Consider the following 25499-nt stretch of genomic DNA (forward strand, 5'->3'; position numbering starts at 1 on the left):
CAGGTCTTGTTCTGTCGGAAGAGGCGCCCGCGCTCAGGCGGCACAGGCGGCGAGGTAGGGGCGCAGCGATTGCGCCGCGCCGTCGCGGAGCAGCTCCGCCGGCCGGTTGCGCAGCCGGCCATCGCGGATCGCGTCGTACTGGCGCGGCAGGAACTGGCTCAGCAGCGTCAGCGGCGGCGGCGAGTGCTCCAGCCGGTCCAGCAGCGCGGCGCAGGCGGTCTGCACCTTCGGATGGGCCCAGTAGTAGCGGATGCGGTCGCTCAGGCTGTAGGCCAGGTCGACCTGCAGCCGCGCCGGATCCTGGTAATAGGGTCGCCAGTGTTCGGGCTCGGCGCGCATCACGCCCAGCACCGTCGGGATCAGGCCGTCGCCGTCCGCGGCGCCGCGGCCCAGCCATTCATGCTCCACGGCCGCCAGCGCCCACAGCGTCTCGCGCAGCGCGAAGGTCGCGCCCGGCCCGACCTTGAGGATCGCGAAGTGGTCCCGCGCCAGCTGCGACAGGCGCTCCGGCGTCTGGTAGTCGGTCGAGTGCGCTTCGAACACCAGGCCCGGCTGCGACGCGATGAACGCGCTCAGCGCGCGCGCCTTCTCCGGGCGGTAGTCGATGACCTTGTGGTGATCGAACTCGACGCCCGGTTGCACGACCATCGCGATCACGCGTTCCCAGGCCGCGTCGAGGCCGGCCGCCGCGAAGGCATCGCGGTGCAGCGCCAGCGTGGCGCCGGCTGCGTCGGGCGTGGTGACCGCGAGTTCGTCCAGGTCCTCGTGCGCGCCGCCGGGCACCGGCACCTCGGTGCCGATCACGTAGACCGGCGGCTCGCCGCGGCCGGGCAGGTCGCGCCAGGCCTGCTCGGCCGCCAGGCAGAGGCGGACCGCGCGCGCGGCGATGTCGGCCTCCGGCAGCGGCACCGGGTCGCCGGCGCAGGACATCGAGCAGTCCAGGTGGATCTTGCGGAAGCCGGCCGCGACGTACTGCGCCACCATCACCTCGGCCTTGGCCATCGCCTGCGCCGCCGGCAGCCTGCGCCAGGCGTTCGGGCCGAGGTGGTCGCCGCCCAGCACCAGCAGGCCGGGATCGACGCCCTCGACGCGGGCGATGGCCTCGACGAAGCGGCGGAAATCGACGGGCGTCATGCCCGTGTAGCCGCCGTCCTGGTTGACCTGGTTCGAGGTCGCCTCGATCAGTGCCGGGCGGCCGAGCGCGGCGCACTCGCGCAGCGTGGCGGCGATGACCACCGGATGGGCCGAGCAGACCGAGGGAATGCCGACGGCCATCCGGCCGGGCGCGGCGTCGGGGGCTCCGGGCGCCGGCTGTTTGTGGCGCCGCACGAGATCGAGCATGAGCTTCAAGGGGGGATCCTTCCTGTCGAAGAGAGAGCGGAGCGGGCGGGGCGGGGTGGGCCTGCGCGGGGTCAGGCCTTGCCGTCGCCGGCCGGATCGAGCCGCTGGGGGGCGTCGGGCGTGGGCGTGGGCGCGGCGGCGGCGTCGCCCTCCGGTTGCAGGGCCAGCAGCAGCGCGGCCAGCAGCGCCAGCGCGACGCCGGCGAGCTTGGTGCCGCTGGGCGCGGTGCCGCTCATGGCCATCGAGGCGAGCGCCGTCAGCAGCGGCGCGCCGGCGTTGACCAGCGGCGAAACCACCAGCGCCTTGCCGTGCCGGAAGGCGTAGACCAGCGTCAGCGCGCCCACCGCGTTCAGCAGCTGGATCAGCGCGGCCAGACCGGGACCGTTCCAGCCCCAGGGAATGGGCTTGGAGAAGTCCGTCATCCACAGCGCGGCCGGGATGCACAGCAGCGCGCTGATGGTCATGTAGAAGAAGACGCTCTCGGCGCTGGCGGCGTTGTTGGCGGTCTTCAGGAAATAGGCCTGCAGGCCCCAGGCCGCCATCACGATCAGCGCGAGGACGAACCACAGGCCCAGCGTTTGAGCCTGGGCCTGCTGGCCGGGCTGGTAGTCGAACAGCGGCAGCGCGCACAGCGCCAGCACGATGCCGGCGACGCCCAGCCGCCCGGTGCGCTCGCCGAGCAGGCCGAAGCACAGCGCGATCGTCACGCCGGGCGACAGCGACACGATCGGGAAGATCAGGTAGGCGGGCCCCGACTCGACCGCGCGGAACAGCAGCATCTGTCCGCCCGCGCCCAGCAGCCCGACGGTCAGGCCCTGGATCACCGCCCGGCGGTCGCGCTGCAGCCGCCAGCCGGCGCGCGCCAGCACCACCACCGCGGGCGGGATCATCGTCAGCGCCCACACGACGTAGACCAGCGTGTCCGGGAAGCCGCGCTCCGCGGAGAGTCCCGTCAACGCGCCCCACGCGCCCCAGAACAGGGTCGTGATCAGCGCGTAGGTCAGCCAATGTCGTTGCATGGGTCGCTTTCGTTCCTGGAAACCGGTTGTGGTCTTTCGAACGAAAGAATAGGGTAACGAAAGCGGAAAGACAACGGAAGTTTCCGTCGTGCGCGGAAATTGGCGTGATTCCACGGGAAAACCCTGATTATTGGACTCGATGTCACCAGCCCAGTGGCTACTACGTCGCACGAATTCTTTCGTACTTCATATAAACGAAAGAACAATCGTCGGTAAAAACGATATGCGAAATCATTCGAAAGACTGCGTAGACTTGCGCCAAGCCGGTTCGAGGTCCAGGGGCCGGCAGACGAGACCACCAAGGAACCAAGAGATGCGAGCTCCCCTGTCTTTCCGTTCGATCGCCGGTGTGGCGCCGCGGCCGGTGGCCGCCGCCGCGGCGATCGCCGCCCTGGCCGCCATGGGCGCGGTCCAGGCGCAGGTCCAGCCGCCCGCCCAGGCCGCCTCTGCGGCGCGGGGCGAGGACGCGACAGCCACGGACGCCAAGGCCAAGGACGCCGGCCAGACGCTAGACCGCGTCGAGATCTCCGGCACCCGCGCCAGCCTGCAGAAGTCGCTGAACCTCAAGCGCAACGCCGCGGGCGTGCAGGACAGCATCAGCGCCACCGAGCTCGGCCGCTTCCCCGACGACAACGTGGCCGACTCGCTGAGCCACATCACCGGCGTGTCGATCTCGCGCACCGCCGGCGGCGAGGGCCAGAAGGTCAGCGTCCGCGGCCTGGGGCCGGAATACACGCTGACGACCTTCAACAACCGCATCCTGGCCACCGACGGCGAAGGCCGCGACTTCGCCTTCGACGTGCTGCCCTCCGACATCATCAGCGGCGCCGACGTCGTGAAGTCGGCGCAGGCCTCGGTGATGGAGGGCGCGATCGGCGGCCTGGTCAACCTGCGCTCGGCCAGCCCCTTCGACCAGCCCGGCCAGCACGGCGTGCTGCGCGTCGAGGGCGACCGCAACCTGATGTCCAAGCTCAACGGCGGCAAGCTCTCGGCCACCTACAGCAACACGTTCGGCAAGGAGTGGGGCGTGCTGCTCGGCGTCGTCTACGCCGACCGCAAGGTGCGCACCGACACGGCCGGCAACGACGGCGGCTGGACCCGCAACCCGATCTCCGACCCGGCCGCCAACTGGACCGGCAACGCCTGGGGCGGGAACATCGATCCCAACGGCAACGGCGTGCTCGATCCCGACGAGGAGGGGCTGATCGGACCGGGCCAGTTCCGCGTCGGCACCATCCAGGAACAGAAGCGCCGCACCGCGCTGTCGGGCAAGGTCGAGTGGCGGCCCAGCGAGGCGGTCAAGGTCGTCGTGGATGGCATCAAGACGCGGCTGAACTCGCCGCAGGTCGGCTACCAGCAGTCCTTCTACACGCTGTTCGCGCCGGGCCGCTGGTCCAACATGCAGATCCAGAACGGCGTGGTCACCGGCTTCACGATGAACAACGCCGATCCGGAACAGCGCCTCAATCCCGAGCTGCTGAACCTGACCACGCACCGCGTCGTCGACAGCGCCGTGTATGGCGCCAACGTCGAGTGGAAGGCCAGCCCGGCGCTGCGCTTCAATGGCGACATCTACCAGTCGACCTCCAAGCGGCACTCGGGCGGCCAGGACACCTACACGGTGCTGCGCATGAACCAGCCCAACGTGACGACGGTGCAGTTGACCGGCTCGCAGGTGCCGAACATCTCGACGACCTTCGCCGACGGCCGCGACCTGATCGACGGACTGGCCCGCGGGCAGTTCGGCGCCAGCGACTTCAACACCCATTACCTCGGCCTGTCGGGCGACAACATCGACGACAAGATCCGCGGCCTGACGCTGAACGGCGCCTGGACGGTGGACCGCTTCAACATCGACCAGATCCAGTTCGGCGTGCAGGCCACGCGGCGCGACAAGAACCGCGACCTGGTCGACAACGCGATCAATGGCGGAGAGAACTACTACTCCGGCCAGTACGCGATCAACGTCGGGCAGCTGGGCGGCAACGTGCTGGACCAGCACCTGAGCCCGCCCAACTTCATGAACGGCGTCAGCGGCAGTTTCCCGCGCAGCTTCCTGGGCTTCGACGTGCCGGCCTACCTGGCGGCGCTGCAGGCCTACAACGGCCAGCCGCGCCCGGGCGGCGGCACCTACGACTTCAGCCAGGCCGGCCCGGTCTGGAACCCGCTGCAGAGCTACCGCGTGCGCGAGAAGACGACCTCGTTCTTCATCCAGGCCGACCTGTCCGGCGACCGGTGGAACGCCGACATCGGCGTGCGGCTGGTCAAGACCAAGACCTCGTCCAAGGCCTGGGACGCGAAGATCGCGAGCCTGACGGAGAACGGCCCGTTCAACTACACCGCCGTCTATGCCGATCCGGTGCAGATCGGCCAGGACGCCGAGTACACCTACGGCCTGCCGTCGGCCAACTTCGTCTGGCACTTCACCGACCAGCTGCAGCTGCGCCTGGGCGCGGCCAAGACGATGGCGCGGCCGTCGGTCGAGCAGCTCGCGCCCACCAGCACCACCGCCAGCGTGGCCTGGGGCGACTTCACCCAGGTCTACGGCGGCAACGCCGAGCTCAAGCCCTATCGCGCCAAGCAGTACGACGCCTCGCTGGAGTGGTACTACGCGAGGAACTCGGCGCTGACGCTGGCGGTGTTCCAGAAGGACATCACCAACCAGATCACCACCAGTTGGCAGACGGGCGTGGACATCGGCGTGCCGGGCCACCTGTTCAACGTGATGAAGCCCATCAACGGCGACAAGGCCAAGGTGCGCGGCTTCGAGGTGGGCTTCCAGCACCTGTGGGACAACGGCTTGGGCGTGCGGGCGCAGTACACGCGCAACCGCTCGCGCAGCTGGGTGGGCGGCGAGCAGCGGCCGCTGGAGGGCATCGCGCCGGCGACCTCGTCGCTGGGCCTGCTGTACGAGAAGGGCCCGTGGAGCCTGAGCGCCACCGCCGACCACACCGACGACTTCGTGTCGGCGATCAACGTGATCGGTCCGGGCTTCAATGAGCGCGCCAAGGCCATCACCTGGCTGACCGCGCAGGCGTCCTATGAGTTCAACAACTGGTTGAAGGTCTCGATCGAAGGCCGCAACCTGACCGATGCCAAGCAGGAGTACACGCTGGGCAACGGCGCCATCACGCTGCCGCAGGGCTACAACCGCTGGGGCCGCGCGTTCACCATCGGCGCGAGCATCAAGTTCTGACGCCGGGTTCCCGGGAAGGACGTTGGGGGTTCCACAACCACCGGGCCGCCGCGCGGCCCACCTCGAAGGAGAACTCATGAAACGATCGCTGATCCGTGCGATGGCCGCCAGCCTCGCCGCCGCCGCCGCACTCACCGTCGCGGCGGGCGCGCAGGCGCAGTCGTGGTGGAAGCCCGGCGTGAACACGACCTGGCAGTGGCAGTTGAGCGGCACGCTCAACACCAGCTACAACGTGGCCGTCTACGACATCGACCTGTTCGACACCTCCGCCCAGACCGTCGCCCAGCTCAAGGCACAGGGCCGCAAGGTGGTGTGCTACTTCTCGGCCGGCAGCTCGGAGAACTGGCGTCCCGACTTCGGCAGCTTCAATGCCGCCGACATGGGCAAGGCGCTGGACGGCTGGGCCGGCGAGAAGTGGCTGGACACGCGCTCGTCCAACGTGCGCGCGGTGATGCTGAGCCGGCTCGACCTGGCCGTCTCCAAGGGCTGCGACGGCGTCGAGCCGGACAACGTCGATGGCTACGCCAATGCGACGGGCTTCCCGCTGACGGCGGCCACGCAGCTCGACTACAACAAGTACCTCGCCAACGCGGCGCACGGCCGCGGGCTGGCGATCGCGCTGAAGAACGACGTCGACCAGCTCGCCGCGCTCGAGCCGTACTTCGACATGGCGGTCAACGAGCAGTGCAACCAGTACGCGGAGTGCGATGGCTATTCGGTTTTCACCAGCAAGAACAAGCCGGTGTTCAACGCCGAGTACGCGTCCAAGTACAAGAACAACACGAACGGCGCGCGCGACAAGCTCTGCACGAAGATGAAGGCCGCGAAGATCCGCTCGCTGGTGCTGCCGCTGGACCTGAACGACGCCTATCGCTACAGCTGCGATTGATCCCGGGATCTTCACGATGACCGACATGACGAGAACTCCCGTCCGCGCCGCGCCGGCGGCCGTGCTGACCGCCGCATTCATCGGCGCGTTCATCGCCGCGTCCGCGCAGGCGGCCGGCGAGGCCCGCTACACGATGGCGGACTTCGCCAAGGTGCCGAAGATCGACGCCCACGTCCACCTGCACAACGCCGATCCGGCGTTCGTCGATGCCGCGCGCCGGCTTGGCTTCAAGGTGCTGACGATCAACGTCGACTATCCGGACTTCCCGCCGCTGGACGATCAGCAGCGGGTGGCGATCGCGCTGCGCGACGCGCGTCCGGCGGACGTGGCCTGGGCGGTGAGCTTCTCGTCGGACACGTCGGATCAGCCGGGCTGGCTCGACGCGACCCGGCGTCGCGTCGATGCCGGCCTGCGGGCCGGCGCGGTCGGCGTGAAGGTCTGGAAGAACATCGGCATGAGCCTGCGCGACCAGCAGGGCCAGCTGGTCATGATCGACGACGCGCGCTTCACGCCGCTGTTCTCCTACTTCGAGCAGCAGGGCATCCCGCTGCTGGGCCACCAGGGCGAGCCGCACAACTGCTGGCTGCCGCTGGAGAAGATGACGGTGCTCAACGACCGCGAGTACTTCGCGCATCACCCGCAGTACCACATGGCGCTGCATCCGGAGATGCCGAGCTGGGAGGCGCAGATGGCCGCGCGCGACCGCATGGTGGCGGCGCACCCGGCGCTGAAGTTCATCGGCATGCACATGGCCTCGCTGGAGCGCGACGTCGATGAACTGGCCGCGTTCCTGGACCGCTTCCCGCTGGCCAAGGTCGACGTGGCGGCGCGCATCGGCCAGCTGCAGGCGCAGAGCCAGCACGACCGGGAGAAGGTCCGGCGCTTCATGATCCAGTACCAGGACCGCCTGCTGTACGGCACCGACATTGCGCAAGCGCCGCAACAATCGGGCGCCGAGTTGCTGAAGGAGGCCGAGCCGGTGTGGCGCATGCACTGGCGCTACTTCAACACGGAGGAGACGTTCCAGGTGTCCGATCTCGAGAAACCGGTGCGCGGCCTGGGCCTGCCCAAGGCGGTCGTCGACAAGCTGTATCACCTCAACGCCGAGCGGAGCTTCCCCACCGCGTGGAAGGCGGCGCGATGACCGGGCGCCGCGCATTCCTCCAATGGCTGGGCGCCGCCCCGGCCGCGACGCTCGCGCCGCGCCTGGCGCTGACGGCCACGATGGGCGCCGCCGTGTCGGCGCGGGCGGCGGATCCCGGCCGCGGTCATGTGCGGCTGCAGGATGAGCGGCTGTCGCTGCAGTTCGACGAGCACCTGCGCAGCCGGATCGTGCGGCTGGGCGGCGCGCGTCCGGTCGAGCTGACCGGCTTCGACGCGGGTGAGCAGCTGATCCTGGCGGGCGGCCAGGTCGTCGACCGCTTCGCGCTGGCGAGCGCGGTGCCCAGCAGCGGCGCGACACCGTTCGGCGCGGGGCAGCGCCTGGCGCTGAGCGGCAAGACCGCCGCCCTCGGCATCGAGAAGACGGTGACGGTCACGCTGCTGGACGAGCATCCCGGCGTGGCGCTCCTCGAGGTGGCGTTCATCAACCGCGGCGACAAGCTCATCGCGCTGCAGGGCTGGACCGTCGCGTCACACCGGCTGCTGGCGTCGCCGCGGCACGCGGGCGGATGGTGGACCTATTCGGGCTCGACGCACACCGACCGGCGCGATTGGATGCAGCCGGTCAGGCGAGGCTTCGAGCAGCGCAATTTCCTCGGCATGGATTCGTCGGACTACGGCGGCGGCACGCCGCTCGTGGACGTGTGGCGGCGCGACCTGGGCGTCGCGGTCGGGCATCTGGACAAGCTGCCGCGGCTGGTCTCGCTGCCGGTGAAGGCGATCGGCGGCCAGGTCGACATCGCGATGCGCGGCGACGAGCCGCGCACGCTGGTGCCGGGCGGGACGCTCGCGCTGCCGCTGGCCTTCATCGCGGTGCACGAGGGCGACTGCTTCGTGCCGCTGGACCGCTACCGGCGGTTGATGAACGCGCAGGGCCTGAGCGCGCCGGAGCCGCCACGCAGCGCGCACGACTCGGTCTGGTGCGCGTGGGGCTATGAGCGCGATTTCTCGCTCGACCGCGTGCGCGCGACGCTGCCCAAGGCGCAGGAGCTTGGCCTGAAGTGGGCGGTGCTGGACGACGGCTGGCAGCGCCAGACGGGCGACTGGTTCGACATCGACCTCAAGAAGTTCCCGCGCGGCGAGGAGGACATGAAGGCGCTGGTCGCCGACATCCATGCGCGCGGCATGAAGGCGCGGTTGTGGATCGCGCCACTGGCGGTGGCGCCGGGCAGCGACGAGCTGCACGGGCATGCGGATCTGTTGCTGCTCGACAAGGATGGCGCGCCGCAGATGATCACGTGGTGGAACTGCCTGTACCTGTGTCCGGGCGCGAAGGAGACGCGTGAGCGCACGGCCGCGATGTTCCGCAAGATCATCGGCGAGTGGGGCTTCGACGGGGTGAAGGTCGATGGCCAGCATCTCAACGGCGTCGCGCCCTGCTTCAATGCCAAGCATGGGCATGCGAAGCCGGAGGATGCGTACGAGCACATGGCGGACTTCTACCGCGCGATGTTCGAGGCGGCGCATGCGGCGAATCCGGAAGCGGTGGTCGAGGTGTGTCCCTGCGGCACCAGCTATGCGTTCCACAACATGCCGTGGATCGACCAGGCGCCGGCCTCGGATCCGCTGTCGAGCTGGCAGGTGCGGCACAAGGGCAAGGCGCTCAAGGCGCAGATGGGGCGCTGGTCGGCGTACGCCGGCGATCACGTCGAGCTGTCGACCGGCGGGACGGACTTCGCGTCGTCGGTGGGCGTCGGCGCGGTGGTGTCGACCAAGTTCACCTGGCCGGAGGACCCCAAGCCCAAGGACTCCTTCCTGCTGACGCCGGAGCGCGAGGCGCACTGGCGCAAGTGGATCGCGGCGCACAACGCGAAGGGACTGTCGGACGGCGTGTATCGCGGCGAGCTGTATGACATCGCCTTCGACAAGCCGGAGACGCATGTCGTCGAGAAGAACGGGGTGATGCATTACGCGTTCTATGCGCCGCAGTGGCAGGGCGCGGTGACGCTGCGCGGCCTGGGGCCGGGGACGTGGAAGGTCCGCGACTACGTGAATGGCGTGGAGTTGGGGCGCGTCAACGCGGCGAAACCGACGCTGAACGTGGGATTCAAGGAGCACCTGCTGATCGAGGCGGTGCTGGAGACCGCGGTGGACCGGCCGCTGGCGCGGGCGTCGCGGCTGCCGTCACGGTTGATCGGAACGGATGGATTCGCGCTCGCGTCGGCGTGGGAGGACGCGCCGGCGATGTTCTTCGCGCATGACTGGCGCGGCCGGCCGCTGGCCGGGACGCAGTCGACGCGGGTGCAGTTGATGCATGCCGAGGGGGCGCTGCATCTGCGATTCAGCAACCGCTACAACGCGCTGACGACGCATGAGCGCGAGGCCTCGGCGACGGCGATCTGGCCGATGTGGGAACGCGATGTGGTCGAGGTGTTCCTGCAGGCGCCGCGGGACGCGGGGACGGATCGCTACCGCGAGGTGGAGGTGGCGCCGAACGGGATGGTGATGGACCTGGAGGTGCGCGGGGCGGGGCGCAAGCGCCTTGTCGGCGAGAGCCGGGCGCGCACGTCGGTGGATGAGTCCCACCGGATGTGGACGGCGGAGTTGGTGGTGCCCATGCCGCGCGGGACGGAGCCGCTCGACGGGTGGCGGATCAATCTGTTCCGCATCGAGGGGAACAAGGCATCGAGGCAGTTCAGCGCCTGGAATCCGACCGGGAGCGAGAAGCCCAATTTCCATGTGCCGGAGGCCTTCGGGCTGCTGCGCCTGGAGGCTTGATCGACGGCGAAGAGGGGTTGGCCCTCACCCGCAAGCGGGCGAGGGGGTAAGAAGGAGCGCTGCCCGCACTTACCTTGCGCAAGAACTCCCTCGCCCCCCGCGAGGGGGGAGAGGGCAGGGGAGAGGGGGTGCTTCGAAGGGCAGCAGCGCTGTGGCACGAGCCCCCTCTCCCCCACCCTCTCCCCCTGTGGGGGCGAGGGAGTTGGTCAGCAGCAGCGCTTTACATCGGCGGCGCTCGGTAGAACACCCTCTCCCGCGAAGTGGGAGAGGGTGGGGTGAGGGCCAGCGGCGCAGGCAGTGCAGCAGCCCTGTCTTACCCCCTCGCCCGCTTGCGGGAGAGGGCAGGGCTGAGGGCCAGCCCCCGCCGCAGCGCGCCGTTCAAGCGCCTGCCGCGACCTTCTTCCCGCCGCTGCCTGCCTTCTTCATCGGCACCGGCTCCGGCAGTTCCTTCGCCTGGAGCATGCGGGCCTGGACCACGAGCTGGTTGTGCGCGTCGAGGAATGCTGCCGCGATGACCTTGCCCTCGTTGCTGTTGGCCCATCCCGCGCCCGCCGCGCCGCCGAGCTTTCCAAGCACCAGCCCGCCCATCCCCAGGTCGGTGACCCGCACCGACCCCGTTGCCGCCGCCACCTGCTCGGTCGTCTCGTTGTCCGTCAGCAGCAGCGCCACCTGGGCCTCCTTGAGCTTGATGTGCTCGGCCGCCCCGACGAACTTGTTGAGCACCGGGATCATCCCCAGGATGCCGCCCACCTGGCGGCCCGCGTCCTGCTCGCTGAAGGTCAGGCTCGGGATCAGCGTGTACTGCGCCTCGTAGCCCTTGCCCTTGTGCACGGTGGAGCCTTCCTGGCGCAGGATGCCGGCGTCCTTCAGCTCCTGCTCCTTGATCGTGGCCTTCAGCCCCGAGTTCCGGTCGACGACGCGGAAGCAGCCACTCTGCTGCGCCAGCAGCCGCACCAGCGGCAGCGGCGAGTTGGGCAGGCCGTTGGGCGCGCTGATCGTGTAGCCGTTGGGGTTCTCCATCAGGGACAGCGTCGCCACCGGCGCCTCGCACTTCACCAGCTCCCGATTGGCGTTGTGCGCGCCGGCCGGGCCGGCGGAGCCGGTGATCTCCGAGCTGCCTTCCCCCAGAGTCGCGCCCTGCTTGCCGCAGCCCGCGAGCATCGCCACCGCGACGCCCGCGGCGAGCACCGCGCCCATGCGGGCCAGGGAAGAACCGGCGAATGCCGGGGTGCGCGCGTATGCCATGCCGATCTCCTATGCGCAAGACTGCGATGAATCAGAAACGGCCGGGACCATAGCGCAAATGTGTGGGGTTGCGGCCCCCACCGATGGGTGGACGCGTCGCTGAATGTCGCGTCGGCGCGGCGCGCTTTACCGCCGGTTACCGCATGCGCGCCTCACGCGCTCTTCACGCGACGGGCTCGCGCCGGCCTCGCGCCGGCCTCGCGCACCGGGGCGATGCGGGGAAACCTCGATGCCCAGGGCCTGCGGCGGCGGACGGAGTTGCCGGAGAATCCGCCCCTTCGGCCCTCGCGGCCGCACAAGCTCCATTCATGAACGTCAAGTCCCCGAGCCGCGCCATCGCGTGGCTGGTGTGCGCGCTGGTCGCCGCCTCGCTGTACGGCAACTACTACGTCTACGACTCCATCGGCCCCGTCGCCGACGCGCTGCAGAGCCAGCGCGGTTTCAGCGACCAGCAGATCGGCCTGCTCAACGCGATCTACAGCCTGCCCAACGTCGTGCTGATCCTGGTCGGCGGTGTGCTGGTCGACCGCTTCGGCGCGGCGCGCATGACCGTGTGGACCGCCGGCATCTGCCTGCTGGGCGCTCTCCTCACCGCGCTCAGCCCCAGCTTCGCCGGCATGGCCGCGGGCCGCCTGCTGTTCGGCATCGGCGCCGAGACCTTCGGCATCGCCACGCTGGCCGCGCTCGCGCAGTACTTCGTCGGCGGCAACGTCGCCTTCTCGATGGGCCTGGCGCTGTCGATCGGGCGGCTGGGCTCGTACTCCTCCGACATGTCGCCGACCTGGTTCGCCCATGCCTACGCGCAAGGCTGGCAGCCGCCGCTGCTGATCGCCGCCGCCGCGGCGGCCGCCTCGTTCGCCGGCGCCGTCCTTTACTGGTGGCTGGACCGGCGCGTCGCCTCCGCCGACAAGGGCGCCGCCGAGAAGCAGGCCCAGCCCTTCGTCTGGCGCGACCTGCTGCACTTCGGCCGCGCCTACTGGTTCCTGCTCGCGCTGTGCGTGCTCTGGTACTCGGTGATCCTGGCCTTCCGCAGCACCTTCTCGATCAAGTACTTCCAGCACGCGCACGGGCTGGACCTCGCCGCGGCCGGGGCGATGAACAGCTACGTCTTCCTGGCGGCGGTCTTCGCGACGCCGGCCTTCGGCTGGCTGTGCGACCGCGTCGGCCGCTACGCGCCGTTCCTGGCCTTCGGCGCCGTGCTGCTGCCGATCGCCATCGCGACCATGGCGCTGACCCACGCGAGCCTGTGGATCGCGACCGCGCTGATCGGCGTCAGCTTCTCGCTGGTGCCGGCGGTGATGTGGCCGCTGGCGAGCAAGATCGTCTCGCCGCAGCGCTTCGGCACGGCGATCGGGCTGATGTGGGTGGCGCAGAACGCCGGCATCGCCGGCGCCAACCTGGTCGCCGGCTGGCTCAACGATCGCGCCGGCGCCAGCGCCCAGAACCCGGCCGGCTACGAGCCGATGATGATGTTCTTCGGCCTGGCCAGCGTCGCCGGCGCGGTGTTCGCGCTGATCCTGTGGCTGACCGCGGGACGCAAGGCTCAGGAGAAGGCGGCCGTCCCACCGGGCGCGGGGATCACGACTTCGTGATCTTCACGTAGCGCAGATTCCATCCCGGCCCGTTGGCCTTCACCGCGATCTGCTGCTGGCCGGCGGGCAGCGTGACGCGGTGCGAGACGGTGGTCCAGTTCTGCCACCCGCCCGTCGATGGCACGTTCAGCGCGCCATACACCGGCGTGCCGCCCGCCATCTCCAGCTGCAGGCTGCCGCTGCCATTGAGGCTGGCGACGCGGTACTCGACGGTGTAGGTGCCGCCCTGCGGCAGGTTCAGGTCCCACACCACCCAGTCGCCGGCATCGATCCAGCCCAGGTTCTGGCCGCCTTCGCTGGAAGCCTCCAGCTGCATGCCCGACTGCAGCGCGAAGCCGCTGGCCGGCAGCGTCGTCGAGAAGCCCGGCGTGGCGCCGTCCTTCTTGTAGACCCGCACGTAGTCCACGTACATCTTCGCGGGCAGCTTGCTCTCGTCGATGTTCCATTGCGGCCAGTTGCCGCCCACGGCCAGGTTCAGCAGCAGGAAGAAGTCGCGGTGGAATTCCTCCGTGCTGTTGACGCTGTTCGTGATGTCGGCAACGTGGAACTGCCGCCCGTCGACGAACCAGCGGATGAACTGCTCGTCCCATTCGACGGCGTACACGTGATAGTCCGCCACGTTCGCGCCGGTGTGGCCGCCGTAGGACGCGTGACCGCCGTCCGGCCCCTGCCAGTGGATGGTCCCGTAGACATCGGGCTCCGTGTTCACGTGCTCCATGATGTCGATCTCGCCCGAGGCGGGCCAGCCGACCGAGCCGATGTTGCTGCCCAGCATCCAGAACGCCGGCCACATGCCGGCACTCGACGGCGCCTTGATGCGGGCCTCGATGCGGCCGTACTTGAAGCTGGCCAGGCCCTGCGTCGTCATGCGCGCCGAGGTGTAGCGCATGCCGCCGAAGTCCTCGCGCCTGGCGGTGATGACGAGCTGGCCGTTCTCGACCGTCGCGTTCTCGCGCCGGTAGTACTGCAGCTCGTTGTTGCCCCAGCCGCCCGAGCCGGTGCCGGTCTCGAAGCGCCATTGGGGACCGATGCCGTTGGTGAACTCGTCCTGCCAGACGAGTTGCCAGTTCTGGGCCTGCGCGGCGGCGCCGGCCAGGGTGAGCGCGATCGCGGCCAGCGATCGAATCCAGCGTGTCATGGGGGATCTCCTCTATGCCTGTGGTGGAGGAGACGCGCGCGAGGACAGGAGGCGGCGTCTCCAGGGACGCCCGAATGCAGCGGTAAGCCGGCGGGGCGGCTGGACGCCGCGCGGGCGCCGCCACCTCTCGATGCCGACTATCTGAAAGCGCTTTCAGATTGTCTTCGGGGTTTACCCGGAGCGGCCGCGGGGGCCTTACAGCTCGACCTTCGCGTTCACCCCCACCGTGCGCGGCGCGCCGACGAAGGTATAGCCCGAGGCCAGGAAGCCCCAGTAGCGGCGATCGAAGATGTTGTCCACGCCCGCGCGCAGCGTCACCGGATGCTGCGCGACGCGGGTCTCGTAGCTCACGCCGAGGTTGAACAGCGAGTACCCCGGCAGGGTGTACTTGTTGTCGGCATCGAGCGCCAGGCGGTCGAAGTAGTGCCATTCGGCGCTGGCCGCCAGGCCCTCGATGCCGGGGATCCTCTGGCGGAGTCCGATCGAGGCCTGCCACTTCGGGATGCCTTCGAGCCGGTGGCCCACCAGGCTCGCGTCGGTCTCGCGGTACTCGCCCCGGGTCCACGCGGCGCTGCCGGTGATCCGCAGGCCGCTGTCGAGGTCGACGTGGCCGTTGAGCTCCGCGCCGCGCAGCCGCACCTGGCCGTTGGAGACGTAGTAGTTCTGCGCGTTGGCGTACTCCGCGCCGCGATCGATCTCGAACAGCGAAGCCGTCGCGGCCCAGCCGCGGCCCTCCTGCTTGGCGCCGATCTCGTACTGCCTGCTCTTGAGCGGCGCGAGCACCTCGTCCGCGTTGGCGTAGGTGGTACCGACGGTGCTGCCCTGCTCGAGCGCCTCGACATAGCTCGCGTACAGCAGTGTGTCGGGCCGCGGCCGGAACATCAGCGCCACCGTCGGCGTGACCGGCGTCTTGCGGTAGCGGTTGGTGACGTCGCCGGCGGTGTTGTACGAGGTCTGGCCGTAGTCCGAGTAGCGCAGCCCCGCCAGCACCGACCACTGCTCGGAGAACTGCAGCGTGTCGCTGGCGAAGACCGCCTTCTGCGCCGAGTGGTAGTTGTGATACTGCAGCGCGTCGTTGTAGCTGCCGGTCCAGGGCAGCGGCGTGATCGGCTGATGGAGGTTCTCGTCACCGATCGGCACGTAGAGCGACTTGGGCACCGTCTGCTTGTTGAGCCCCTGCCAGGCCAGGCCGAGCGTGACCTGGTGCTGCAGTCCGGCGGTCGAGAAGCCGCCCTCCAGCAGCGCCTGCGCCTGCTCGTAGGTGGCCGCGCCCTGCGACTTGTTCAGATAGACCGTGTAGTCGCCGGCCTCGTTGTTCAGGCTCATCCACTGGCCGGAGTAGCGGCGGCGGTCCTGGCTGCGGCTGATGTCGACCTTGGCGTTCCACGACGGGTCGATGCGCCATTGCAGGCCGGTCGACACGAAGAAGACCTTGGAGTTGAAGAAGGTCGTGTCGTGCGCGTTCAGGTCCTTGCGGCCGCTGGGCGGCGCGGGCAGCCGGGTGCCGGTGAAATCGTCGAGGAAGAAGTCCTGCACGCCGCCCTGCACGCGGCGCGACTGGTGGATCGCGTCCGCCGTCCATGTCAGCGACGGGCTGAGCCGCGCGTCCAGCGCCAGCGAGCCGGAATTGCGCTGCACCCGCGCGCCGTTGTAGGTCTCACCCTGTTCGTGCGTGAGATTGAGGCGGTAGCCGAGGCGCTCGTCGTCGCCGGCGCGGCCGCCGGCATCGAGGTGCTCGCTGAAGACGCCGTTGGAGCGGTAGCCGACGTCGGCGCTCAGCAGCGGCTTGTCGGTCGGTCGCTTGGTGACGAAGTTGATGATGCCGCCCGGCGCGCCGAATCCATACATGAATCCCGAGGAGCCCTTGAGCAGTTGCACCGATTCGAAGGTCTCGATCGGCAACTCCACGGTCGTCATGAAGAACGGCAGGCCGTTGATCTTGTAGCCGTTGTAATCGTCCAGCGGAATGCCGCGCACGTTGATCGAGTACGCGTTGAACGAGTACGTGTCGCCGAGCGACATCACCGACGCGTCGTTCGCGAAGACCTTGCCGAGCGCCTTGACCTGGCGGGCGTCCAGGTCCTCGGCGCTGACCTGCGCGGTGGAGAAGGGGGTTTCCAGGTCGGAGCGGGCGCCGAGCGCGCCGGCGCCGACGGGCAGTTCGCGCTTGCGCGAGCCCTGTACCGTGACGCGGGACAGCGCGGCGCCGGTGCCGGCCTCGGCGGTGGGCGTGGTGGTGTCGTTCGCGGCGGTATCCGCCCAGGCCGCGCCTGTGGCGAAGCTGCCGAGCAGGGTGGCGATGGCCAGGGAAACGGCTTTCGGATGGGCTTGCATGAATCTCGGACGTGGGTCGGTCGTGAACAGGTGAGAAAGCCGCAACGGCATTGCGGCTGACGCTTCACTCTATTCACGCGGCTCCCGGACGCAGAGAAACCTTTCGGCCTATCGATATTCGAAGCAGCGGCGCGGATCTACGGTAGTGGCACCGCTACTCGCCCCGCGCCGCCGCCGCGGCCCGCAGCTTGTCCTTCTTGCTCGGCCGCTTGCCCTTGACGCCGCCAGCCGCGGCGGCGGGCGACGCGACCTCGACCGGCTCGAAGCCGGGAATCCGCTCGCGCGCCACGCGATGGCCCTGGCGCTTCTCGATCAGGCGGAAATGCGCTTCCGCGTCCGCGCCGATGAAGCTCACCGCCAGGCCCGAAGCGCCCGCGCGCGCGGTGCGTCCGATGCGGTGCGTGTAATCGACCGCGGAGCGCGGCAGGTCGTAGTTCACCACCACCGGCAACTGCGCGATGTGGATGCCGCGTCCGCCCAGGTCGGTCGCGACCAGCACCCGCACCTGGCCAGCCTTGAAGTCGGCCAGCACGCGCGTGCGCGCGCCCTGGCTGGCATCGCCGTGGAAGGCCTCGGCCGCGATGCCGGCCTTGCGCAGCTTGTCGGCGACGTGATCGCAGGCATAGCGCGTCGCCACGAACACCAGCACGCGCGTCCAGCCGCCCTGCTCGATCAGATGGCGCAGCAGCGGCGTGCGCCGCGCGGGATCGACCTCGATCGCGTGTTCCTCGATCCGGCCCTCGGCGGCCGGCGCGTCCTCGATGGCGATGCGCACCGGGTCGCGCAGCATGCGGCCGGCCAGCGCCTGCACGCTGTCCGGGAAGGTCGCGGAGAACAGCAGGTTCTGACACCGCTTGGGCAACTGCGCGAGCACCGCGTCCAGCTCCTCGGCGAAGCCGCCATCGAGCAGGCGGTCCGCCTCGTCCAGCACCAGGCATTCGACTTCGGACAGCCGCAGCCCGTTGTGATCGACGACGTCGAGCAGCCGGCCCGGCGTCGCGACGACGATCTCGGCCCCGCCGCGCAGCGCCATCAGCTGCGGATTGATCGACACGCCGCCATGCAGCACCACGACCTTCGCCGGCTCGGCGAGGTGACGCTCCAGCTGCCGCAGCGTCTCGCCGACCTGCACCGCGAGCTCGCGTGTCGGGACCAGCACCAGCGCTTCGGTGCGGCGCAGCGCCGGCCGGATGCCGGCATCGATCCGGTGCAGCACCGGGAAGGCATAGGCCGCCGTCTTGCCCGAGCCGGTCGCGGCCGAGCCCAGCACGTCGCGGCCCGCGATGGCCGCGGGGATCGCGGCCGCCTGGATCGGCGTCGGTTCATCGAAGCCCAGCGCCTGGGCGGCCTGGACCAGGGACGGCGTCAGCCCCAGGGCAGCGAACGCGCTCACAGCTTGCGCACCTTCACCGACTTGCCCTTGACCTTGCCGGCATTGAGCTTGCGCAGCGCCTGATCGGCGACGCCGCGCTCGACGGCGACGTAGGTCGAGAACTCGTTGACATTGATCTTGCCGATCTGCGATCCCTCGAAGCCAAGGTCCTTGGTCAGCGCGCCCAGCACGTCGCCGGGACGGATCTTCTCCTTGCGCCCGCCCAGGATCTGCAGCGTCACCATCGGCGGGTGCAGCGGCTCGCCATCGGCCGCGGGCGTGAGCTCGCTCAGCGGATGCCAGGGGCTGACGCTGCCCTGCATCTGGTCGATGCGGCCGACGCGGCCCATCTCGTCGAGGCTGGCCAGGCTGAAGGCCCAGCCGGCCTCGTCCGCGCGGCCGGTGCGTCCGACGCGATGGACGTGCACCTCGGGATCGGGCGTGATGTCGACGTTGATCACCGCCTCGAGCTGCGCGATGTCCAGCCCGCGCGCCGCGACGTCGGTCGCCACCAGCACGCTGCAGCTGCGGTTGGCGAACTGCACCAGCACCTGGTCGCGATCGCGCTGCTCCAGGTCGCCATGCAGCTCCAGCGCGACGATGCCTTGTGACTGCAGCACGGCCACCAGGTCGCGGCACTGCTGCTTGGTGTTGCAGAACGCCAGCGTGCTCGCCGGACGGAAGTGGTTGAGCAGCAGGCCCACGGCATGCAGGCGTTCGCTCTCGGTGACCTCGTAGAAGCGCTGGCGGATCTTGTGCGCGGCATGGCGCTCGGTCAGCGTGATCTGCTTTGGATCGCGCATGAAGCGGCCGGCCAGCGCGGCCACGCCCTCGGGATAGGTGGCCGAGAACAGCAGCGTCTGGCGCGCCTTCGGGCAATGGGCGACGACCTGCGCGATGTCCTCGGCGAAGCCCATGTCGAGCATGCGATCCGCCTCGTCCAGCACCAGCGTGCCGAGCGCCTCCAGCGACAGCGTCTCGCGCTGCAGGTGGTCGAGGATGCGGCCCGGCGTGCCGACGACGATGTGCGCGCCATGCGCCAGGCTGGCCAGCTGCGAGCGGATCGGCACGCCGCCGCACAGCGTCAGCGTCTTGATGTTGTCCTCGGCGCGCGCCAGGCGGCGGATCTCCTGCGTCACCTGGTCGGCGAGTTCGCGCGTGGGGCAGAGCACCAGCGCCTGCACCGCGAAGCGGCGCGGATTCAGGTTGGCCAGCAGCGGCAGGCTGAACGCGGCGGTCTTGCCGCTGCCGGTCTTGGCCTGCGCGATCAGGTCCTTGCCGGCGAGCGACAGCGGCAGGCTCGCGGCCTGGATCGGCGTCATCGACAGGTAGCCCAGCTGCGCCAGGTTGGCCTGCATCGCGGGCGGCAACGGGAGGCTGGCGAAGGAGTCGGCGCCGGGCTGGGTGGAGGGCGGGGCGGGGGGCAGCGGGGGCGCCGGAGTCGGGGTGTCCGGGACGGACGGGTCGGGGCGGGTCATGCGCGATTGTCGACGACGCGCGTCCATCCGGCCAGGACGCGGTCTGATCCCGGCTCGCGACGGCCTGTCGGGCGGCGCTTCGCGCCCGTGGACGGCCTCCCTACGCTGCGCGGCACTCATCGATCAGGGAGACCCTCGTGCTGCAGATCCAGGATGTCGTGAAGACCTTTGGCCCCCATGTCGCCGTGGACGGCGTCTCGCTCGATCTCCAACCCGGGGTGCTCGGGCTGATCGGCCACAACGGCGCGGGCAAGAGCACGCTGCTGCAGATGCTGGCGACGCTGACCGCCCCCACGCGCGGCCGCATCCTGCTCGATGGCCAGGACATCGTCGCCAGGCCCGAGCTGATGCGCCGCCGGCTCGGCTACCTGCCGCAGGACTTCGGCGTCTATCCGCACCTGACGGCGCGCGAGTTCCTGCAGTACTTCGCGGCGCTGAAGGGCGTGAAGGACGGCCGCCGGGTGCAGGCGCTGCTGGAGCTGGTGAACCTGGGCGATCACGCGCACCGCGCGGCGGCCGGCTTCTCCGGCGGCATGCGGCAGCGGCTGGGCATCGCGCAGGCGCTGCTGAACGACCCGGACGTGCTGATCGTCGACGAGCCCACCGCCGGCCTCGACCCCGAGGAGCGGCTGCGTTTCCGCCGCCTGCTCGGCGACCTCGGCGCGAAGCGGCTGGTGATCGTGTCGACGCACATCGTGTCGGACGTGGAGAACCTGGCCTCGCACCTGGCGATCCTGCGGCGCGGCCGGCTGGTAGCCTTCGAGACGCCCGAGGCGCTGATGGCGCGGGCCTCGGGCCAGGTATGGACCTCGGTGCTCTCCACCGAGGCCTACGAGGCGCTGCGCGGTCAGGTGCACGTGCTGCGGGCCCAGCCGCAGGGCGGGCGGATGCAGGTCCGCATCGCGCATGCCTCGCGGCCGTGCGCGGAGGCGCAGCTCGCGCAGCCGACGCTGGAGGAGGCGCTGATGGCGCAGCGCTATGCCGATCAGCAGGTGGCCGCATGAACGCCGCGCTGTGGAAGGCCTCGGTGCTGAACGAGTGGCGGCTGCGCAGCCGCCGGCTCAGCACGCTGGTGATCCTGCTCGCGGTCGTCGCGCTGAGCTGGCTGATGGTGCCCCAGCCGAGGACCGGCTTCGCCATGATGGTCACGCACGGCCAGCGCATCGCGTATGAGAGCGAGGCGCTGGCCTTCGCCACCGGGACGATCGCCTGCGTCCTGTTCGGCCTGGCGGGGTTCTATCTCGCGCGCGGCCGCAGTCAGGAGGACCTGCGCACCGGTACCGCGTCCGTGCTGGCGGCGACGCCGGTGACCAACGCGCAGCTGCTGGGCGTGCGCTGGCTGGGCGCGTTCGGCTTCCTGATGGCGCTGGGCGCGACGCTGATGCTGACGCTGTGGGTGCTGCAGCTGGTGCGCGGCGAAGGACCGCTGCAGCCGCTGCCGTATCTGTGGATGCTGCTGCTCGGCCTGGCGCCGGGGCTGATGCTGTGCGCGAGCCTGGCGGTACTGGCCGACGCCTGGTCGCCGCTGATGCGCAAGTGGGGCGACGCGCTGTACTGGATGCTGTGGATGGCGCAGTTCGCCTTCCTGCCCTTGATGCTCGAGCGGTCGATGCCGGGTCTGAACGCCTGGCAGGTCTTCGACGTGCAGGGCCTGTCGACGCTGATCGTCCGGCTGATCCAGCTGATGAACGTCGACCACGTCAGCGTCGGCGGCAGCCCCTTCGATGCCGGCAAGGCGGTGCTGCACATGCCCTCGGGCCTGTGGAGCGCGGAGCTCGTCGCCTTGCGCGTGGGCGCGATGGGCGTGGCGATGCTGCCGCTGCTGCTGGCCATGCGGGTGTTCCATCGCTATGCGCCGGACCGGGTGGCGCGGCCGGAGGCGAAGCGCTCGCGCCTGCTCGCCGCGGCGCGGTGGCTGCTGCGGCCCGCGCTGGTGCCGACGGCCTGGATGCTCGCGCGGCTGCTGCGCGCCAGCGCGCTCGTGCCGGGCGTGGCGGGACGCTGGCTGGGCGATGCCAGCCTGGTGCTGCTCAGCCAGCCGCTGTTGACGCTGGTGATGGGCGCGTGCGCGGTGGCCTCGGCCGCGGTGCCGCTGGCGGAGCTGCCCGCGGTGATGGCCGTCGCGCTCGCCGCCTGGGGCATGGCCGTGGCCGACGTGAGTTCGCGCGACTGGCAGAGCGGCACGCTGGCGCTGGCCAGCGCGATGCCGGGCGGCGCGCGCGAGCGCGGCTGGCGGCAGGCGCTCGTCGCGCTCGGTCTGGGCCTGCTGGTGAGCGCGCCGGCGCTGCTGCGCTGGGCGGCCGGATCCCCGATGCGGGCGGCGGCCTGCCTCGCGGGGCTGCTGTGCGCGAGCGCGTTCGCCACCCTGCTGGGCCGGCTGACCAAGGGCGCGCGTACCTTCGTGGCGCTCTACCTGTTCGGGCTCTACGTCGGGCTGCAGGCGCGCGGCATCCCCAACGTCGACATGCTGGGCCTGAGCGGCGCCGCCAATGCCGCCAGCGTGCTGATCTACGCCGGCGCCGGCGTGCTGGGCCTGCTCGCGCTGGCGGCCGGAGGGCGCCCGGCGCGCGCCTGAGCGGGGTTGATATCCCTGGTCCGCCATCGGCCTCCGGTGCCGGGCGCGGCGGGCGGTGCGGCGATGTGAGCTACGATGGCCCGATAGACCGTGAGGTTGTCAACCGAGGCCTTCGCTTCCTTCGACCCGTCGAACGCATCGCAGTCCTCGCCTTGATCGCTTGGCGCATCTGTTCGTGCCGTACGTCGCGGCGCGACACGTGAGGAGTCAGGTGATGCCTGTTCCGATGGCGCTCGAGGCGCTGCGAGAGTCCCTTCGCATCAGCGTGGACGCGCTCAAGCGCCGCCAGGCGAGCGAGATTCCCGAGACCGTGATCGATCGGCTGGTCGAGCTGGACTGGCTCGAATGGAATGGTGGCGCCTTGCGCCTCACCACCACCGGCGAGAACATCTATCGCAAGGAGGCGGCTCAATGGCGGGCCCAATCCGAGCGCGACGCCTCCGGTAAACCCCCAACCGCCAAGGAGATCGAGATGGCAAAGCCCAACTATCAATTCGAGAAACGCCAGCGCGAACTCGCCAAGCAGAAGAAGAAGCAGGAGAAGGAACAGGAAAAGGCGCAGCGCAAGACCGCGCCCACCCCGCCCGAGGACAGCAGCGAGGCCAAGGAGCCGACGCCCGCCTGAGCCCGAGCCCCGCGCGCGCCGGCGCCTGCCGCGCGCTCCAGCAACGCCGGGCGCCCCGGCGGCGCTCTTTCCCTGACCTGGACCGCGTCCGCCATAGCCGGGCGGACGGCGGCTGTCTGTCAGGGAATCACCTACATGCACATCTATCAATTGCCACTGGACGGGCTTTTGATAAAACTGAACAATTCATCTCACGGCAGCGCAAATCGACTTGCAACGCCGTCCTGCTTTTCCTCCCTGAGCAGGAGACTGCCGATGGCAGTCCTTCGGGCCCGACTGTCCAGGCAGCCGGGCCTTCTTTCTTTCCGGAAGGCATCCGGTCGGCCAGGGGCGCTATGCTGCGCCGCTTTCCCGATGACGATGAACACTTCCGATCCCCGACCGCCGCGTCCGCAACCCCCGCAGGAGCGCGGCGACCTGCTGGGCCTGAGCCTGATCGCCGTGCTCGCGGCGCTGATGGTGGCCGCGCTGCGCGCCGAAGGCCCGGCCAAGCCGATCCTGATGGGCCTGGCGCTCGTCGCGTGGGGCGGCATGTTCCTGGCGAGCTATTTCTTCAGCCACAAGACCTTCTTCCTGCTCGGGCTGCGCTGGTTCTGCGTGACGCTGTCCTATCCGTCCACGCCCAGGATGGCGTTCTTCTACGCCGCCGTCATGGCGGCGATGGGGCTGGCGTCGATCCTGGCCGGTCTCGGCGTCGTCTGACCGGCCGTGGCCGGGTCTGCGGATAGAGTCGTCGGCCAGCCCGCATGTCCGGCATCGGCCTTGCCCGCAGCGCTGGCCGCATCAGGTGGCGGAGTGAACGCCGAAGCCCCGAAGCGCGGGACAGGGAGACCCATGCCGTATCGCGGATTCATCCAGGAAGCAGCCGGCCCGGCGCAGCGGCGGCTTTCGCTCGGGCTGTGCGCGCTGGTGCTGCTGTCGGTGCTGGTCGTGGTGCCGCGCGCCGCGATGCCGCTGCCGCAGCTGCCGCACATCAGCGGCATGTACGGGGCGGCCACGGCCATGATCGACCTGGCGACCTTCTGGCTGCTGATCTCCTCGCCGCGGCCGCACCGCTCGCACATCGTGATCGCCGCGGCCTACCTGTTCGCGGGCCTGATGGCCATCCTCCACGTGCTGACCTTTCCCGGCGCGGTCTTCGCCGACGGGCCGGTCCTAGGCTCGCCACACGCGGTGAGCTGGCTGTTCGTCGGCTGGCGCGCCGGCTTCGCGCTGCTCATCGCCTGGGCCGCGCTGGTGGATCCCCCCGACGCGCAGGACGGCCCCGCCGCGCCGAGCAGCTTTCCGCTGGTGGTGGCCGTGCTGGCGGCCTTCGCACTCGCGCTCGGGTCCCAGCTCACGGATGCCGCGTCGGTGACCCTCGTGCAGGGGCGCTCGCTGTTCAGCCACGTGACCATCGTCGGGTCCTATGTCAGCGCGGCCGTCGCGGCGCTCGCCGTGGTCCTGATCTGGGCGCGGGGGCTGCTGCGGCGCTCCATCTTCACGTGGCTGGTCTTCGTGCTCGTGGCCGAGGGCGCTGGCGTCTGGCTCAGCACCTTCAGCGGGCAGCGCTACTCGCTGGCCTGGTACATGACGCGGATCGAGGGGCTGGTGGCCAACACGGTGCTGCTGGCCTTGCTGGCGATGCATTTCCGCTCGGTGCAGAAGCGGCTGACCGATGCCTTCCTCGCACTGGAGCGGCGCACCGACGAGCTGCAGGCCCAGGTGCACAAGCGCGAGGCGGCCGAGACGCAGCTGGCGCGGGCCCAGAAGCTGGACGTGGTGGGGCGGCTCGGCGCGAGCCTGGCGCATGACCTGAACAACATCCTGCAGGTGCTGACCGGCCGCCTGGCCATCATCCAGCGGCGGACGGGGCCGGCGATCGAGCCGGACGTGCAGGTGATGCGGCGCAGCGTGCGCAAGGCCGAGGCGCTGACGCGGCAGCTGACGCTGCTGTCCGGCCGGCGGCGCAACCAGCCGCAGGCGATCCAGGCGGGCGTGGTGCTTGGCGAGATGGAGGAGGTGCTGCGCTCGCTCGTCGGCACGCGCTGCGGGCTGCGGATCTCGGCCGAGGACGGGCTGCCCACGGTGGCGCTGGATCCGCTGGAGCTGGAGATCGCCGTGACCAACCTCGTCACCAATGCCTGCGACGCGACCCGCGACTGCGGCGAGATCCACGTGCGGGCCTTCTCCACCGTGACGGCCGGCGGCGGACCGGCGCTGGCGATCGAGGTCGTCGACCAGGGCGATGGCATCAAGCCCGAGATCCTGGAGAAGGTCTTCGAGCCCTTCTTCACGACCAAGACGCGAGGGAACGGCACGGGGCTGGGGCTCGCGCAGGTGCACGGCTTCGTGACGGCCAGCGGTGGCACGGTGGACGTGCGCAGCCAGGTGGGCCGGGGCACGGCCGTGACGATGGTGTTCCCGACCACGGCCGCCGTGGGAAGCGACGGGCAAGCCGAGATGCCGCCGCCGCGCCCGGTCGAGGGGCGCGTGCTGCTGCTCGTCGAGGACAACCCCGACGTGCGTGAGTCCTCGGTGCAGCTGTTGTCGGCCGAGGGGCTGGCGGTGCGCGCCGTCGTCGATGCCGACGCGGCGCTGGCGCTCCTGGAGGGCGGCTTCGCGCCCGACTACCTGGTGTCGGACATCGTGATGCCGGGCCGCATGGACGGCGCGGAACTGGTGCGGCAAGTGCGGGCGCGATTCCCGGCGATCAAGGCGGTGCTGGTGACCGGCTACAGCGATGTCGCCGACCGCGCGCGCGACGACGGCTATGCGGTCCTGCGCAAGCCCTACGACCTCAGCTCGCTGATCGCGGCGCTGAGCTAGGAGGGGCC

The 25499-nt window shown here is 70.0% G+C and carries 17 protein-coding genes; 10 read left to right on the forward strand and 7 right to left on the reverse strand.

What is annotated here, in order from left to right:
* Window positions 1-33: 33 nt before the first annotated feature.
* Both ACEN96_RS06675 and ACEN96_RS06680 read right to left on the reverse strand, forming a co-directional pair.
* The gene (locus ACEN96_RS06675) at window positions 34-1350 is read right to left on the reverse strand and encodes a D-tagatose-bisphosphate aldolase, class II, non-catalytic subunit (protein WP_495587256.1); all 1317 of its coding nucleotides are present in this window, start codon (window positions 1348-1350) and stop codon (window positions 34-36) included.
* Window positions 1351-1412: 62 nt separating this feature from the next.
* Complete coding sequence (locus ACEN96_RS06680) at window positions 1413-2360, reverse strand: EamA family transporter (protein WP_495587257.1); 948 nt, start codon at window positions 2358-2360, stop codon at window positions 1413-1415.
* A 313-nt stretch (window positions 2361-2673) separates the two neighbouring features.
* Here ACEN96_RS06680 and ACEN96_RS06685 point away from each other — a divergent pair, with 313 nt between their 5' ends.
* The 4 genes from ACEN96_RS06685 (at window position 2674) to ACEN96_RS06700 (ending at window position 10324) form a co-directional block, all read left to right on the forward strand.
* Window positions 2674-5556: a TonB-dependent receptor gene (locus ACEN96_RS06685; protein WP_495587258.1), complete on the forward strand. Its 2883-nt coding sequence runs from the start codon at window positions 2674-2676 to the stop codon at window positions 5554-5556.
* Between the two features lie 76 nt (window positions 5557-5632).
* Window positions 5633-6445: an endo alpha-1,4 polygalactosaminidase gene (locus ACEN96_RS06690; protein ID WP_495587259.1), complete on the forward strand. Its 813-nt coding sequence runs from the start codon at window positions 5633-5635 to the stop codon at window positions 6443-6445.
* 25 nt (window positions 6446-6470) lie between these two features.
* Entirely contained in the window at window positions 6471-7589 is a 1119-nt protein-coding gene (locus ACEN96_RS06695) for an amidohydrolase family protein (protein WP_495587260.1), read from the forward strand.
* Complete coding sequence (locus ACEN96_RS06700) at window positions 7586-10324, forward strand: alpha-galactosidase (RefSeq protein ID WP_495587261.1); 2739 nt, start codon at window positions 7586-7588, stop codon at window positions 10322-10324. Before ACEN96_RS06695 ends, ACEN96_RS06700 begins: the two co-directional genes overlap by 4 nt.
* 378 nt (window positions 10325-10702) lie before the next feature.
* Here the strand turns inward: ACEN96_RS06700 and ACEN96_RS06705 are convergent, their stop codons facing one another.
* The gene (locus tag ACEN96_RS06705) at window positions 10703-11569 is read right to left on the reverse strand and encodes a curli production assembly/transport component CsgG (protein WP_495587262.1); all 867 of its coding nucleotides are present in this window, start codon (window positions 11567-11569) and stop codon (window positions 10703-10705) included.
* 308 nt (window positions 11570-11877) lie between these two features.
* On the opposite strand from ACEN96_RS06705, the gene ACEN96_RS06710 reads away from it, so the two are divergent.
* The gene (locus ACEN96_RS06710; RefSeq protein WP_495587263.1) at window positions 11878-13161 is read left to right on the forward strand and encodes an MFS transporter; all 1284 of its coding nucleotides are present in this window, start codon (window positions 11878-11880) and stop codon (window positions 13159-13161) included.
* Here ACEN96_RS06710 and ACEN96_RS06715 read toward each other — a convergent pair.
* From ACEN96_RS06715 to dbpA, 4 genes are all read right to left on the reverse strand, one after another.
* Window positions 13148-14299 (reverse strand): carbohydrate-binding protein, encoded by a 1152-nt coding sequence (locus ACEN96_RS06715; protein ID WP_495587264.1) that lies wholly within the window; start codon window positions 14297-14299, stop codon window positions 13148-13150. The two genes, ACEN96_RS06710 and ACEN96_RS06715, sit on opposite strands and share 14 nt — an antisense overlap.
* Window positions 14300-14494: 195 nt before the next feature.
* Window positions 14495-16633 carry a TonB-dependent siderophore receptor gene (locus tag ACEN96_RS06720; protein ID WP_495587265.1) on the reverse strand — a complete coding sequence of 713 codons (2139 nt, stop codon included), beginning with the start codon at window positions 16631-16633 and terminating at the stop codon, window positions 14495-14497.
* A gap of 154 nt (window positions 16634-16787) precedes the next feature.
* Window positions 16788-18026: a DEAD/DEAH box helicase gene (locus tag ACEN96_RS06725; protein WP_495587266.1), complete on the reverse strand. Its 1239-nt coding sequence runs from the start codon at window positions 18024-18026 to the stop codon at window positions 16788-16790.
* Entirely contained in the window at window positions 18023-19363 is a 1341-nt protein-coding gene (gene dbpA, locus ACEN96_RS06730) for an ATP-dependent RNA helicase DbpA (protein WP_495588563.1), read from the reverse strand. Before dbpA ends, ACEN96_RS06725 begins: the two co-directional genes overlap by 4 nt.
* Window positions 19364-19620: 257 nt before the next feature.
* On the opposite strand from dbpA, the gene ACEN96_RS06735 reads away from it, so the two are divergent.
* From ACEN96_RS06735 to ACEN96_RS06755, 5 genes are all read left to right on the forward strand, one after another.
* The gene (locus ACEN96_RS06735) at window positions 19621-20487 is read left to right on the forward strand and encodes an ABC transporter ATP-binding protein (protein ID WP_495587267.1); all 867 of its coding nucleotides are present in this window, start codon (window positions 19621-19623) and stop codon (window positions 20485-20487) included.
* On the forward strand, window positions 20484-22058 hold the full coding sequence (locus tag ACEN96_RS06740; protein ID WP_495587268.1) for an ABC transporter permease: 1575 nt from the start codon (window positions 20484-20486) through the stop codon (window positions 22056-22058). The genes ACEN96_RS06735 and ACEN96_RS06740 overlap by 4 nt, the downstream gene beginning before the upstream one ends.
* Window positions 22059-22218: 160 nt before the next feature.
* Complete coding sequence (locus tag ACEN96_RS06745; RefSeq protein WP_495587269.1) at window positions 22219-22683, forward strand: hypothetical protein; 465 nt, start codon at window positions 22219-22221, stop codon at window positions 22681-22683.
* A 360-nt stretch (window positions 22684-23043) separates the two neighbouring features.
* The gene (locus ACEN96_RS06750; protein WP_495587270.1) at window positions 23044-23385 is read left to right on the forward strand and encodes a hypothetical protein; all 342 of its coding nucleotides are present in this window, start codon (window positions 23044-23046) and stop codon (window positions 23383-23385) included.
* A gap of 132 nt (window positions 23386-23517) precedes the next feature.
* Window positions 23518-25491, forward strand: a complete 1974-nt coding sequence (locus tag ACEN96_RS06755) for an ATP-binding protein (RefSeq protein ID WP_495587271.1) — start codon at window positions 23518-23520, stop codon at window positions 25489-25491.
* Window positions 25492-25499 lie beyond the last annotated feature (8 nt).

The sequence above is a fragment of the Roseateles sp. Mitsp63 genome, assembly GCF_059491535.1.